The organism is Crassaminicella profunda (genome assembly GCF_019884785.1).
In the GTDB taxonomy this organism is placed as follows: Bacteria; Bacillota; Clostridia; order Peptostreptococcales; family Thermotaleaceae; genus Crassaminicella; species Crassaminicella profunda.
Map to the genome: position 1 here is coordinate 2164474 of NZ_CP082326.1, position 14192 is coordinate 2178665.

Here is a 14192-nt window from a genome sequence, read left to right on the forward strand (position 1 = left end):
ACACTTATCCCCCTTATCCTATTTTAATTATGCTAGTGAGTATTTAACTACTCACTAGCACAGTTATTTTTATACAATACCAATGATCAAATATAATACCAGTGCAATTCCAGCTGCTACACCCGCATATGGGAGTTGTGTCTTTACATGATCTATATGATCACTAGCTGCACCAAATGATGAAAGAATCGTTGTATCTGACAGTGGTGAACAATGATCTCCAAACACACCTCCGCCTGCAATTGCCGCTACTGTTGCAAATACCAATGTATTAATTTCTCCTCCTGTAAATTCAAATGCCAATGGTACACAAATTGGTATTATGATTGCATAAGTTCCCCATGATGTTCCTGTTGAGAATGAGATAAATGCACATAAACCAAATGTCAATACAGGCAACATTGATGGTGATAGCCAATTCCTTGTAATTTCTATAACATATTGTGCTGCTCCTAATTCTTTACTAATCGTATTAATACTGTATGCTAATCCCAATATAATGATTGCAGGCATAACCCCTTTAATACCCTGTACAGCTGTTTTGAAAATTTCTTTTAATGGTATTTTCTGTATCCATAGTGCAATTCCTAATACTAATACTGCCAACATGAATGCCTCTAGAGTCTTTGTTGAGCCTAATACTAAATAAGTTCCAATAGCAAATATTATAACGATGAGTACTGGTAATATAAAATTTACAAGCAATCTTGGTTTTTTAATTTCTTTGGCTACTTCTATACTAGACAACTCTACACCCATCATTGGCATAGCATCATCACCAAGGACTTTCCCCTCTTTCATAGCTCTCTCCTCAGCTTTTTTCATAGGTCCAAACTCTGGTATAATTCCCGCTGCAATTAATCCAACCATCCCCACTGCTAATAATCCATAAAAATTAAATATGACTGTTTTCATAAATACTTGCATGCCCATTGCATGATCTGTAATAGGTCCATGACCAACTAATAATCCTGCTATATATACTCCCCATGCACTAAAAGGTATTAATACACACATAGGTGCAGATGTGGAGTCACATATATACGCAAGTTTTTCTCTTGATATTTTTGCTCGATCCGTTAAGTTTCTCATCACTGGCCCTGTAAATAATGGTGAAAAATAATCACTAAAGAATATAAACATTCCTAAAAACCATCCAAATAATTGTACACTTTTTCTAGATTTAACTTTTTTATCCATCACTCTTGTGAATTCCTCTGTAGAACCTGTTTTCATAAAAAAAGCAACTAATATACCTATAAATACTTCTATTAATAATACCCATATAAAATCTGCATTTCCCATTGCCTTTTCAAGCAATCCAGGTACTCCCCATAATCCATCTCCTGTTATAAATAAACCTATAATACAAGCAAACAATAGGGAAAAAGTCGCTTCTCTAGTAATAAATGCTAATATTACTGCAATTAATGCTGGAACAATAGACAAGAATCCATAATGTACTACTGCTTCTATCATATTTGATTCCTCCTCACTTTTAAAATTTATTTAGTCATAAATATGTATTGCAAATTACATACCAAAATTTTTATATTGCTTATTCCTTTCTGATGCCTTAATTGAGCTAATTTACAATCATTGCACGTTTAAATTAACATTTCATTGTCATAAAATTGCTTAAATTTAAGCAATTTTATAATAGACTTTTTAAAAGAAATAACTCTTTATAAAAAAATAAATTGCTGTTTTTCAGCAATTTTCACTAATATTGAGCACATTAAATTAATAACTTGATACATCTTCGTTGTTAATTTGGTATTTTATAATTTTATATTGAAGGGTTTGCCTTGGAAGTTTTAATAATCTTGCTGCTTTCGATACATTCCATCCAGCTTTTTCAAGAGCTTTTTTTATCATTTCCTTCTCAACTACTGCTATTACATCATTTAATGGCTTTATACTATCAGTTTCTTCATAATAATTTGTATTTTTTTTAATATCATTTAAATACGCAGGCAAATGTTTTATTCCAATCTTACCTCTTTTAATAACATTTATTGTAGCTTCTATAACATGCTGCATTTCTCTTACATTTCCTGGCCAAGAATATAAAGAAAAAAACTCATTTACTTCCTTTGTAACGCCACACACAGATGCATTTAATAATGAATTATATTTCTCAATGAAATATTTAACTAATAATGGTATATCTTCCTTTCTTTCTCTTAAAGGGACTAATTTGATACTGATTCCATTTAACCGATAAAAAATATCTTCTCTGATCTGTTTATTTTTTATAGCTTCTACAGGATTTATATTCATTGCAGCAATTATACGTACATTTACCTTTCGATCTTTATGATCTCCTATTCTTCTAATCACTCCATCTTGTAGCACTCTTAATAATTTTGCTTGTAAGTGAATAGGCATAGCATTTATTTCATCTAAAAAAAGTGTGCCTTCATCAGCTAATTCGAAAAGTCCTTTCTTATCAATTGATCCTGTAAAAGCACCTTTTACAGTTCCAAATAATATAGATTCAAATAAAGATTCTGGCAAAGCAGCACAATTTTGAGCAATAAAAGGCTTGTTTCTTCTAGCACTATAATAATGTATAGATTGTACAAATAACTCTTTTCCTGTTCCAGTTTCTCCATAAATTAAAACCGAAGAAGGACTATTTGAAATTAATTTAGCTTTATTTATATTTTCAATCATCTCATGATTTCTAGTAATAATATCTTCAAATGAATATTGAACACTTGTGTGATTATTTTTATTTATACCACTACGATTACAATGCACTACTACTTTGTTATTTTTTTTATATTCATTAGATAAATCTTGTATTGTGGTCATATCTTTAGATAACTCAATAGCAGCTAATATCTTGCCTTTTTGTATGATAGGTATAGTAATGTTCTGTGTATTTAATAATGCTCCATTATAGTCATAATACATTTGATTATTTTTGTATATGGGCATTCCATCCTTTAAACATTTTATAATTGTACTATCTTCTGCTGATAAACTTGGAAAGGTTTCTAAAAAACTTTTATTCATAATCTTTTTAGACTCTTTTTCATTACTTTCACCATCAAATCTTGGGTTAAAACGAACCGAATACACAATATAACCTGTTTTATCAACAATTGTAATAGCATCTATATAATCCATATGCATACCATTTATATTTTTAATAAACACATTATTTCCCCCTTAAAATTAATTTTTCCTTTCGTATACATATTTATTTTAAATATATTTTAATTATTCAATATTCAAATTTAAATTCTACACAAAGAAAAAAGATGGTAATGACCATCTTAACATTCAAAGAATTTTATTTAATTTTGTAATAATGCTACTGCTTTACAAACCATTTGTTTTCTTATCATATACTCCTTTTCTTTTGTTAAATCATGATTTCTCTGTAACATATATATATCTATCTAAAATACCACTTACCCCCACTAATGAAATCATTATCAAAATTCCTCCAATAATAATTCTTAGTGATAATAATTCAGAAAATAGACTTACTCCTAATATTACTCCAAAAATAATTCTACTAGCCGACACTAATGCACCTGTTGCAGAATCTACATATCGATATCCAATAGTAATAAATAACTGGCCTAATACTCCCATTAATGCTGATAAGAAAATATATAAAGCAACCATGGGTGTAGGTATCTCTAAATTAGGAAGACTTAATAAAAAAGTAATTCCACTCCCAATAAACATTAAATAGAAAATAATCAAATAGCTTTCATCATGTTTTCTAGCTTCACGCAAGGAAGATACTGCAAAAGCAGCCATAATTCCAGCTATAAGCCCTGCAACATCTCCCTTATTAATATGATTAAAATCAGGAAAAACGATTAAATAATAACCGATCATCGTTAAGACCAGAAAAGAATAATATACTTTTTTCACTTTTTCTTTGTTTAGATATGGTGCCATTAAAAAAACAAATACTGGATAAGTCATATTCAGCATATTAGCGTTAGTAATAGTTGTAAATTGCACAGATATGAAAAAAAATATAATCGTTAAGGTATTAAAGATGGCTCTTAAAATAATGTATTTCACATTATTAGGCTTTAAATTTTTCTTCTTAAAAATCACATAAGCTGAAAATATAATAAATCCTAATATAAAACGGCCAAATGCCATAACAATCCCTGGATAATTTGAATTTTGCATAGCAATTTTTGCAAATACAGAATTAAGGGCAAAAAACAATGCGGATAAAGCAACAAAAAAAATCCCCTTATAAGTTCCCTTTAATATGTCCATTTTCATTCCCCCTCTATAAAACATTTTACCAAATATCCTAAAAAGAATACAGCTTTTATACAATACATAAAAAAGTTATATAGAAAACCTTAGCTCTTTACAAATTTTAAAAATAAGGTTTGACAACTCTTTAAAAAATATATATATTAAAAATGTAAAATGAAAATGTTATAGTCTTTGATAAACTTTCGGCTTGCCACCGTTAAAAGGTGAATATGGATTTAATCCATAGACAAGGGTGATAACACGAATGATGCTTCGTCCCTTAGATAATTTGTTTCAATTTATCTAAGGGGCTTTTTTTTAAAAAAACTCAAAATATTATTTATAACTACAGACTATGGTTATACTATAAACAATCTACAAAGGGGGCTATATAATGATTAATAAGGTTATTTGGATTGTACTTGACAGTGTAGGTATGGGAGCGCTACCAGATGCTCAAAAATATGGAGATGTAGGTAGTAATACTATCGGCAATATTTCAAAAGCATTAGGAGGTCTTCATATACCTAACATGGAGAAAATAGGCCTTGGCCATATCGATGGTATAGAAGGTGTAAAAAAAGCAGACAATCCCATTGGATGTTATGGACGTTTTGCAGAAAAATCAGAGGGTAAGGATACGACTACAGGGCATTGGGAAATGTGTGGTGTTTGTCTTGAAAAACCATTCCCAACTTATCCAAATGGATTTCCAAAAGAAATTGTAGATACTTTTGAAAAAGCTATTGGTACAAAAATGATAGGAAATAAGCCAGCATCTGGTACAGCCATCATCGAAGAATTAGGAGAAGAACATATAAAAACAGGATATCCTATTGTGTATACTTCTGCTGATAGTGTATTTCAAATTGCAGCTCATGAGAAAATCATTCCTCTTGATCGTTTGTATGAAATTTGTACAATCGCTAGAAATATTTTAAAGGAAGAACATGGCGTTGCAAGAGTCATTGCAAGACCTTTCATAGGAGACCCTGGTAATTTTACTCGAACATCAAACAGGAGAGATTTTTCCCTAGTCCCTCCACATGAAACCCTACTAGATCATCTTAAAAATGAAGGACTTCAGGTGATGGCTGTTGGAAAAATTGAAGATATTTTTTCAAATCAAGGAATTACAGAAGCCATTCATACAAAAGATAATATGGATGGAGTAGATCAAACGCTTCATTATATGGAACAAAATAAAAAAGGATTAATCTTTACAAATCTTGTTGATTTTGATATGAAATGGGGTCATCGCAACAACGTAGAAGCCTACGGAAAAGGATTAGAAGATTTTGATGAAAGACTTGTTGAAATTTTAGATGCTATGAATGATACAGACATATTATTTATTACTGCTGACCATGGATGCGACCCTACAATGCCTGGTACTGACCATTCAAGAGAATATGTTCCATTTTTAGCATATGGAAAAGGGTTAAAAGAAAATCATAATTTAAAAACAAGAAAAACATTTTCTGATATGGGGCAAACCATTGCTGAAATTTTTAATATCTCCCCCATTAAGAACGGAGAAAGCTTCTTAAAAGAAATGATTAATAAATAAGGAGGATACAAAATGGAATACTGTGAAAAAATAAAACAATCTGCAGAATATATTTTAAATCAAACAAAAGTGGAACCTGAAATCGGTCTTATATTGGGCTCAGGGCTCGGTGCTATTGCAGGCCAAATAACGGAAAAGGAAGTATATCCCTACAATGAAATTCCAAATTTCCCTGTATCTACAGTTGAAGGTCATGCGGGTCAACTGGTTATAGGTACATTAGAAGGAAAAAAAGTAGTAGCTATGCAAGGTCGTTTCCATTATTACGAAGGCTATCCTATGAAAGAAGTAACCTTCCCAGTTCGTGTAATGAAATTATTAGGAATCAAAAAATTAATTGTCACAAATGCCGCCGGCGCAGTGAATACTTCTTATAAACCAGGAGATTTAATGTTAATTAGTGATCATTTAAATCTATCTGGAGATCATCCCCTAATTGGAAAAAACTTAAAGGACTTTGGTCCTCGTTTTCCTGATATGTCAAATGCTTATGATAAAAACTTAAGAGCTGAAGTAAAAGAAATTGCAAAATCTTTAAATATTGAACTACAAGAAGGAGTTTATGCTTGTATGAGCGGTCCTACTTATGAAACTCCTGCCGAAGTAAAAATGGTACGTATTTTAGGGGGAGATGCAGTAGGTATGTCAACAGCTCCAGAAGTTATTACAGCAGTTCACAGTAGTATTAAGGTAATCGGTGTTTCTTGTATGACGAATATGGCTGCTGGTATATTAGACCAACCACTTGATCATAGTGAAGTAATGGAAACTTCTGAAAAAGCCCGAGCAAAATTCATTACACTTATGAAAAATATCATTAAAAACATATAGTTAGATAAACGACTCGTAAAATTTAAACAAACTATTTTTTCTTAACAGCATAGGATAAATAAAGACAAAATTATAAGGAGTGTAATTTTATGAATATACTCATTAAAAATCCTTCTGTGTTGCTCTTTGATAAAGAAAAGGTCTTTGTAGAAAATAAAGACATAGCCATTGAAAATGGACTTATTAAATATATTGGAGAAATTCCAGATGATTTTCACTATGACAAATTCATCAATGCTACAGATAAACTTGTCATGCCAGGATTGATTAATACCCATACTCATTTGCCTATGTCCCTTTTAAGGAATTATGCTGATGATTTACCTCTTTGGGAATGGCTTACAGAAAAAGTATGGCCCTCTGAATCAAAATTAACTGAAGAAATCGTCTATTGGGGATCACTTCTTAGTATAGCTGAATTAATCCTATCAGGTGTTACCTGCTTTAATGATATGTATAATTTCGCAGATATTGTTGCTAAAGCCGCTCAAGATGCAAAAATGAGAGGCTGTATATGCGAAACTCTTTTTGATAAAACAAGGAATGACCAATCTAATTTTAAAGAAACAAGAGATTTATTCAAAAAATGGCACAAATCAAATAATGATAGGATTCGTGTTTTTGTTGGTGCCCACGCTCCCTATACCTGTTCTCCTGACTATCTAGCAAAAATGATTCCTTTAGCAAAAGAGTTACGAACAGGCATTCACATTCATTTAAGTGAAAGTGTAAAAGAAGTTGAAGACAGCTTTAACTTATACGGAAAATCCCCTGTTCAGCACTTATATGATTTAGGATTATTTGATGTAAGAACCTTGGCAGCTCATTGTGTCCACTTATCTGATGAAGATATTACAATCTTAAAAGAAAATAATGTGAATGTTTTATATAATCCTGTCAGCAACTTAAAACTTGCTAATGGTTTTGCTCCTGTTGTGAAAATGCTAGAAAATGAAATCAATGTATCTCTTGCAACAGATAGTTCTTGCAGTAACAATAATCTAGATATGTTTGAAGAAATTAAGCTTTCGTCTATATTAAACAAAGGTATTATAGGAGACAGTACAATAATGCCTGCTGAAACATCCCTTAAACTGGCTACAATCAATGGCGCTAAAGCACTTGGTATAGATGATTTGGTTGGCTCAATAGAAATTGGAAAATGTGCTGATATGATTTTAATCGATTTAAACAAACCTCATCTGTGTCCACGACATAATTTGATTTCTTTATTGGTATATTCTATCCAAGCTTCAGACGTAGATACAGTTATTGTAGATGGAAATATTCTAATGGAACATCGTAAATTAACTACAATCAATTTGGATTCTGTTATGAAAAATGTTCAGTTATGTGCTCAAAAATTAATAAAATAACGGAGGGAAAATGATGAAACTAGTAGTGATCGCTTTACTTACAGGGATCATCACCGGAAGTATATTTTCTTGGGCAAGACTGCCTTTACCAGCACCCCCGACATTAGCTGGTATAGCAGGAATTATTGGAATATTTTTAGGTTCAAAAATTGTCGATTATGTAATAAAGCTTTTTACATAAAAAATAGGTCATGATGACCTATTTTTTATGTAAGTTTTCTACTTTTAAAACAATGTCCCTAGCTGTTCTAAGCCCCTCTCTATACCAGTATTGACTGTCCTTTAGTTTTCCTTTTTGTTCCTGTTCATTCATTCTGCCTATGGAAAAGTTTAATTCATCTAATATAATCTTTGTTTCTTTACTCATGTTATCCACCTATCCTAAAAAATCACTTTATTTTTCCCTAAGCTTTTAGCCTTATATAGTAGTTGATCTGCTTCATTTATTAATTTTTCCTTTGTTTGTCTATTATATACACTCACCCCTGCACTAATAGTTATTTTCATCCAGTTCTCCTGCCACTTTATATTTTCAATTTTTTCTCTTATCCTATTCGTTATATTATATACATCCTTTGATTCTAATTTGGGAAATATAATGACAAACTCTTCTCCACCATATCTTGCTAATATATCTTTTTCTCTTATACTTTTTAAAATACTCTCCGCGATTTCTTTTAAAACAAAATCTCCCTTTTGATGCCCATAAGTATCATTTACTTTTTTAAAATCATCTACATCAATCATCATCAAAGTAAAATTTTCAGATTTATGTATAAGCTCTTCTAATACTTGGTCAAAATACCGTCTATTATAAGCTCCTGTTAATTTATCATATATAGCATCATTTTTTATACGATTGATCATTTTCATAGCACGGTTGAGTTTTTTATAGATTTCTCCATATTCACCTTTTTCATAATGGTCTATCTTGAGCATATCCAAATCTTTATTTTCAATGGCTTCAATGATATCACATATATTTTTATTTTCACTTTTTAACTTTCGAATGATCAAATTTCCTACAATAAAAAATAATAAACTAGATATTAAAATAATGACACTCGCATATAGACCCACAGGTTTTAACAATTCTTCTAAATACTTATCTGGAATAATCCCAATAATCTTCCACCCATTTTTATTGATTGTAGAAAAACTTATAAAATATTTCTTTTGTTTATTATAAAAAACACCATAATTTTCTTTTTTCAATGCTTTATACCACTGATTATTTTTTACACTTTCCCATAATTGATTCTTATCTTTATGGGCAATAATATTTCCCTGTTGGTTTACAATCATCACATAGGCATCTTCTCCTAAATCTACTTTTGAAACACTTGCAGAAAGATTATCTAATGTAGTGTCCATTCCTAAAACACCTACAATATTTCCTTTATTGTCTTTTATAGATTTTGATGCAGAAACTGATCGTTTTTTACTTCTATAGTCTCTATAAGATACCCACTGGATTTTATTACTATGTAAACCCTCTTTATACCAAAGTCTTTTGGTTGGATCATAATAACCATCTTTATTTTCCCAATATGGATATACATATGTTTCCTTATCTTTTGTACCTACATAAATATAATCAATATTTGTATTATATTTCCAATACCGCTCCCATTCTTTCATATGGTTCTGCATTATTTTTTCATCATTCAAATCACCATATTGAATTTGTTCATATAATAGATTCAGATCTTTTTCAACATCATTAATGTATTTTTCAATATATATTTTTTGCACATTCTTAATAATTTTTAAACTTTCATTTTTCATACTTTCAACAACAATATATCGAGAATGAATTAGATATAATATACTGAATAAAATTATTGGCATAAAAGAAAAGATTAAAGCTATTTTTATCTTCTTACTAAAACTCATATTTCGAATCCCCATAAATTTCTTCATCCTGTCACTCCTATTTTGTCCTATGTAGTTTGTATAACAATCATCAAAAGACTGATCAAACATTTCTACAATTATATTTTATACCAAATATTCTGAAATTTATGTCGTATCTTGTTATTTCCCGCATTTTGTTTGATTTTTTACATAAAAAAAGGTTATACCTTTTAAGCATAACCTTTTTTTAATAATTCCTCTATATCCGCTGTTGGTAAAGGTTTACTAAAAAAATATCCTTGCGCCTTGTTACATTGTAACTCTTTTAATGTGAAAAATTGATCTTTCGTTTCTACACCTTCAGCTGTAACCATCAAGTCCATACCATGTGCCAAATCAATTACTGATTTAGCAATTAATTGTTCTCTTTTAGATTCTGTAATATTATCCACAAAGGTTTTATCCATTTTCAAAGTATCAATAGGCAAAACCTTTAAATAATTTAGAGAAGAATAGCCTGTTCCAAAATCATCTAATGATATTTTCAAGCCTAATTTTCTTAATTTCTTTAATATCTTAATAGTAAAATTCAAATCTTTCATGGCCAAACTCTCTGTAATTTCTAATTCCAAAAGTTCTGACTTTATTTTTGTCTTTTGCAAAATATCACTTACTGCTTTTACTAAATTTTTCTGTTGAAATTGACGAGCAGAAAGATTAACTGCTATTTTCAGAGGAGGAAACCCCATCTTTATCCATTTACTATTCTGTTTACATGCAGTTTTTAATACCCATTCACCTATTGCAATGATTAAGTTTGATTCTTCCGCTATAGGAATAAATTTATAAGGAGGTATCAATCCTAAAGTAGGATGACTCCATCTTATTAATACTTCTAGCCCAATGATCTTTCTACTATTCATATCAATCTGAGGCTGATAATATAAAGTAAATTCATTACGTTTTATTGCATGTCTTAAATTATTCTTCATCTCTAATTTTTCTAACAACTGCTTATTCATTAATGGTGTATAAAATTTGTAATTGTTTTTGCCATTTTCTTTTGCAGAATACATTGCTGTATCTGCATTTTTTATGATTTCATATATCTCTTTTCCTTGTTCTGGATATAAACTTATGCCAATGGTTGCTGTAATATAAAATTCTCTATCCCTTAATATCCAAGGTTTCTGAAAAGACCCTATTATATTTTCTATAATAGAGATAACATCTTCATCGTGCATGATCTTAGGCAACCATATACCAAACTCATCTCCACCTAGCCTTGTAACTTCACCAAACGCTGGCACAACCCTTTTTAAAAGCTTTGCAACATCTTTAAGTAGCTCATCTCCATACATATGTCCAAGTGTATCATTCACATTTTTAAAATTATCTAAATCCATATATAAAACAGCTACTTTATAATCATTTTTCTTTGCTTCTTTCAATGCTTGTGACAATTTTTCTTCAAAAAAAGTTCTATTAGGAAGTCCAGTTAATGAATCATAATAAGCTAACTTGTAAATATTTTCCTCAGCTATTTTATAATGTGTAATATCCTGATGAGAACCTGCCATTCTAATGGGCTTGCTATTTTTATCAAAAATTGCCTTTCCCCTACTTAATATCCATTTATAACTTCCATCTTTTGTCCGCATTCTATATTGATTTTCATAGTAATGTGTTTGCCTTTTTAAATGTTTCTCTAATTCTTGGTTCATACACTTCAGGTCATCTAGATGAACCAAGTTTATCCATCCTCCTATACTATTTTCAATTTCACTTTCTTCAAATCCAAGTAACGCTTTCGTTCTTGTAAACAATAATTTATTATTTACAATATCCCAATCCCATATGCCGTCACTTGCTCCTTCCATAGCTAATCTAAATCGTTCTTCACTTTTTCTTAATGCTTTTTGACTTTTTTGTAATTCAACAACTTGTCCTTCTAAGTCTTCTTCAGCTGCAATTAATTCTTCATGGGTAAATTCAAGTTTCTCATAGCTTTCTAATAGCTTTTTCTCCCAACATTCTTTTTCCTCTATTGTTCTATAGATTATTATATAAAGCATACCTGCAGTTGCAACAACATAAAACCATCCCTTAAAAGTTTGAAGCAGTGTTAATTTGCTAAGATCTTTCACAACAATCTGCAACAATCTATCTGAAAAAATAATCCATAGGCATCCTACCAAAAGATATAGGGCTGTTATTTTCAAAGATATAGACTTAGGTTGAAATTTTTTATTAAGTATCATTGAACGCTCATACGTAGCAAATAATTCTTTAAATCCTCTATCCTTTTTACCATTAAAAAACAATACGCCATACTCCTTTCATGAATATACAAAAGTAATTTAATTTTTTGTTTTATAATTATCATATCGTATTATTCTTTGTATTTCTACAATTTTCTGCATTTTTCTACATTTTCACATTTTAGGAAAATGTCTTGAACTTTTTTATAATGACCTTTTTAAAGAATAAAAATTACTACCTATTTTTTGTAAAATTCATATATTTCTATAAATATTTTTCACTAGTGAATATTTCAAATTAAAAAGTTAAATGCTATTAATTAGATTCATTAACTTTATACTTTTTAGGAGGTATTTAGGTGAAAAAGACAGATCTGACTTGGCAAGAAGTCTTAATGAATAAAGGATTCGACCATTCAACATCAAAATCACTTATCGGTTTTATTGCATGGAAGGAAAATGAAATATTTTCTAGATTAGGTGAAGAAATAAATGATGTATTATGTGGATATGAAGGAAAAGTAATTGCCAAAGATGTTATTAGCAATAAATATAATAATAAAGGTTTATTATTTGTAAATAATCATATTTCCAATGATCTATCAAATAAAATTTTTGAAGAAATTTTGGATTATGAACATGAAGAAGTATATGATCTATAACCGTACTATTAAAGTTTAAAAAATGAGAGTTCTTACTTATAACCAGTAAAGACTCTCATTCCTTATCTATTATTTTCAGTTTTAGAACACTTTATTACTAAATAAAAAAAACTTATCTAATCTTATTTAAAATCACTTTTTATTCAATAAAATATGTATTGCAGGCTCACAAAACACTTTTTCTGCTACTTTATAGATGTCTCTACCTTGAATATGATCTAGTTCTTTCATTTCATCCACAAAAGCATTGATCTTTTTATTCACCATCTTTTGCTGTAAAGCATAATTAGCTAACCCATCAGAATCTTCTAACATTAACGCAACAGCAGTTTTTACTACCTTTTTCATATGAGTAATATTCTTCTCATCAAAATATATTTCCCTTTCTTTTATTTTTTCAATACAAGTTTCAATGACTTTTTTCGCTTCCCAAATCTCATCTTCTTCAGCCGTCGTATAAATGTACAAGGTTTTTATGCATTCTGTTGAATCAATATCAGAATAAACATCATAGGAAAAGCCTTTTTCTTCTCGGAGAGCTCTAAACAAGATTGAATTGGCACTCTCCCCTAATTTATGATTTAATACTTCCAAAGCTAATTCTTCCTTACGAGTTAATCCATAAAAGGTATACAGGAAAAGTATCGTATTTTGCTCTATATTATTTTTATGAGAGATTTTTTCAATGTTTTTGTTTTTTTCTATATGAATAAGAATATGATCCTCATCTTTTCTCTCCCAATTTTTTAAATACTTTTCTATCATTTTTTTTACCTTATCATGATGAAAAGGAGAAACCACACTGATTATACATTTATTAGGAATATAATGTTCTTTATAAAATGTTTTTAGCTGTTCTTTTGTAAAATTATTTATTGTTTTTTTAGTTCCTAAAACATCATATCTTAATGAACTCTTTTTAAAAGCTATTTCATTAACTTTTAAATAACTGTACTGTTCTACATCATCCATATCTGCTTTTAGCTCTGATAAAACTACCTTTCTTTCCTTTTCTATTTCTTCTTCTGGAAAAGTAGCGTTCATTATCATATCAGATAAAAGCTCCGTTGACGCCTCTAGTTCCTCCGATAATGCAGTAATGGAAAATACAGTAGAAGTATAATCTGTATAAGCATCATAAGAACCCGCTCTCTCTTCAAGTTCTTGGTTGATTCTATGATTATCCCTTATATTTGTACCTTTAAAGACCATATGCTCAATAAAATGACTAATTCCTTTTTCATTCATATTTTCATGCATAGCACCTACTTTAAGTCCTACATGTATAGAAGCAATATTTGTATCTTTTTTTATTGTTATTAAATGTATTCCATTTTCTAGTTCATATTCCTTGCTATTCAAAAGTTGTTTTACCATATATTTACTC

General features: G+C 29.8%; 12 protein-coding genes. 5 read left to right on the plus strand and 7 right to left on the minus strand.

Features of this window, described 5'->3' with window-relative positions; all coding sequences use genetic code 11:
* Positions 1 to 69 precede the first annotated feature (69 nt).
* The 3 genes from K7H06_RS10300 to K7H06_RS10310 all read right to left on the minus strand — a co-directional run bounded on the left by K7H06_RS10300 (position 70) and on the right by K7H06_RS10310 (position 4263).
* Positions 70 to 1479 (minus strand): Na+/H+ antiporter NhaC family protein, encoded by a 1410-nt coding sequence (locus K7H06_RS10300; RefSeq protein ID WP_223039777.1) that lies wholly within the window; start codon positions 1477 to 1479, stop codon positions 70 to 72.
* A gap of 264 nt (positions 1480 to 1743) precedes the next feature.
* On the minus strand, positions 1744 to 3168 hold the full coding sequence (locus tag K7H06_RS10305) for a sigma-54 interaction domain-containing protein (RefSeq protein ID WP_223039778.1): 1425 nt from the start codon (positions 3166 to 3168) through the stop codon (positions 1744 to 1746).
* A gap of 213 nt (positions 3169 to 3381) precedes the next feature.
* Positions 3382 to 4263 (minus strand): DMT family transporter, encoded by an 882-nt coding sequence (locus K7H06_RS10310; RefSeq protein WP_223039779.1) that lies wholly within the window; start codon positions 4261 to 4263, stop codon positions 3382 to 3384.
* Between the two features lie 379 nt (positions 4264 to 4642).
* Here K7H06_RS10310 and K7H06_RS10315 point away from each other — a divergent pair, with 379 nt between their 5' ends.
* The 4 genes from K7H06_RS10315 to K7H06_RS10330 all read left to right on the plus strand — a co-directional run bounded on the left by K7H06_RS10315 (position 4643) and on the right by K7H06_RS10330 (position 8206).
* Positions 4643 to 5818, plus strand: a complete 1176-nt coding sequence (locus K7H06_RS10315) for a phosphopentomutase (protein ID WP_223039780.1) — start codon at positions 4643 to 4645, stop codon at positions 5816 to 5818.
* A gap of 12 nt (positions 5819 to 5830) precedes the next feature.
* Positions 5831 to 6649 (plus strand): purine-nucleoside phosphorylase, encoded by an 819-nt coding sequence (locus K7H06_RS10320; protein WP_223039781.1) that lies wholly within the window; start codon positions 5831 to 5833, stop codon positions 6647 to 6649.
* A gap of 89 nt (positions 6650 to 6738) precedes the next feature.
* The gene (locus K7H06_RS10325; protein WP_223039782.1) at positions 6739 to 8025 is read left to right on the plus strand and encodes an amidohydrolase; all 1287 of its coding nucleotides are present in this window, start codon (positions 6739 to 6741) and stop codon (positions 8023 to 8025) included.
* A gap of 13 nt (positions 8026 to 8038) precedes the next feature.
* The gene (locus tag K7H06_RS10330) at positions 8039 to 8206 is read left to right on the plus strand and encodes a XapX domain-containing protein (RefSeq protein WP_223039783.1); all 168 of its coding nucleotides are present in this window, start codon (positions 8039 to 8041) and stop codon (positions 8204 to 8206) included.
* 18 nt (positions 8207 to 8224) lie between these two features.
* Here the strand turns inward: K7H06_RS10330 and K7H06_RS10335 are convergent, their stop codons facing one another.
* From K7H06_RS10335 to K7H06_RS10345, 3 genes are all read right to left on the minus strand, one after another.
* Complete coding sequence (locus K7H06_RS10335; protein WP_223039784.1) at positions 8225 to 8392, minus strand: hypothetical protein; 168 nt, start codon at positions 8390 to 8392, stop codon at positions 8225 to 8227.
* A 14-nt stretch (positions 8393 to 8406) separates the two neighbouring features.
* Positions 8407 to 9948 (minus strand): sensor domain-containing diguanylate cyclase, encoded by a 1542-nt coding sequence (locus K7H06_RS10340; RefSeq protein ID WP_223039785.1) that lies wholly within the window; start codon positions 9946 to 9948, stop codon positions 8407 to 8409.
* 164 nt (positions 9949 to 10112) lie between these two features.
* Positions 10113 to 12206: a putative bifunctional diguanylate cyclase/phosphodiesterase gene (locus K7H06_RS10345; protein WP_223039786.1), complete on the minus strand. Its 2094-nt coding sequence runs from the start codon at positions 12204 to 12206 to the stop codon at positions 10113 to 10115.
* Between the two features lie 296 nt (positions 12207 to 12502).
* Between K7H06_RS10345 and K7H06_RS10350 the strand changes: the two genes are divergently transcribed.
* Positions 12503 to 12805 carry a hypothetical protein gene (locus K7H06_RS10350; protein ID WP_223039787.1) on the plus strand — a complete coding sequence of 101 codons (303 nt, stop codon included), beginning with the start codon at positions 12503 to 12505 and terminating at the stop codon, positions 12803 to 12805.
* A 132-nt stretch (positions 12806 to 12937) separates the two neighbouring features.
* Here K7H06_RS10350 and K7H06_RS10355 read toward each other — a convergent pair whose 3' ends face one another.
* On the minus strand, positions 12938 to 14182 hold the full coding sequence (locus K7H06_RS10355; RefSeq protein ID WP_223039788.1) for a M16 family metallopeptidase: 1245 nt from the start codon (positions 14180 to 14182) through the stop codon (positions 12938 to 12940).
* Between the last annotated feature and the right edge of the window lie 10 nt (positions 14183 to 14192).

What these genes read in the sequence shown, in the direction of transcription:
- K7H06_RS10300 (WP_223039777.1), bottom strand. Translation starts at nt 1,479, where the DNA reads ATGATAGAAGCAGTAGTACATTATGGATTCTTGTCTATTGTTCCAGCA.
- K7H06_RS10310 (WP_223039779.1), bottom strand. Translation starts at nt 4,263, where the DNA reads ATGGACATATTAAAGGGAACTTATAAGGGGATTTTTTTTGTTGCTTTA.
- K7H06_RS10315 (WP_223039780.1), top strand. Translation starts at nt 4,643, where the DNA reads ATGATTAATAAGGTTATTTGGATTGTACTTGACAGTGTAGGTATGGGA.
- K7H06_RS10320 (WP_223039781.1), top strand. Translation starts at nt 5,831, where the DNA reads ATGGAATACTGTGAAAAAATAAAACAATCTGCAGAATATATTTTAAAT.
- K7H06_RS10325 (WP_223039782.1), top strand. Translation starts at nt 6,739, where the DNA reads ATGAATATACTCATTAAAAATCCTTCTGTGTTGCTCTTTGATAAAGAA.
- K7H06_RS10330 (WP_223039783.1), top strand. Translation starts at nt 8,039, where the DNA reads ATGAAACTAGTAGTGATCGCTTTACTTACAGGGATCATCACCGGAAGT.
- K7H06_RS10335 (WP_223039784.1), bottom strand. Translation starts at nt 8,392, where the DNA reads ATGAGTAAAGAAACAAAGATTATATTAGATGAATTAAACTTTTCCATA.
- K7H06_RS10340 (WP_223039785.1), bottom strand. Translation starts at nt 9,948, where the DNA reads ATGAAGAAATTTATGGGGATTCGAAATATGAGTTTTAGTAAGAAGATA.
- K7H06_RS10355 (WP_223039788.1), bottom strand. Translation starts at nt 14,182, where the DNA reads ATGGTAAAACAACTTTTGAATAGCAAGGAATATGAACTAGAAAATGGA.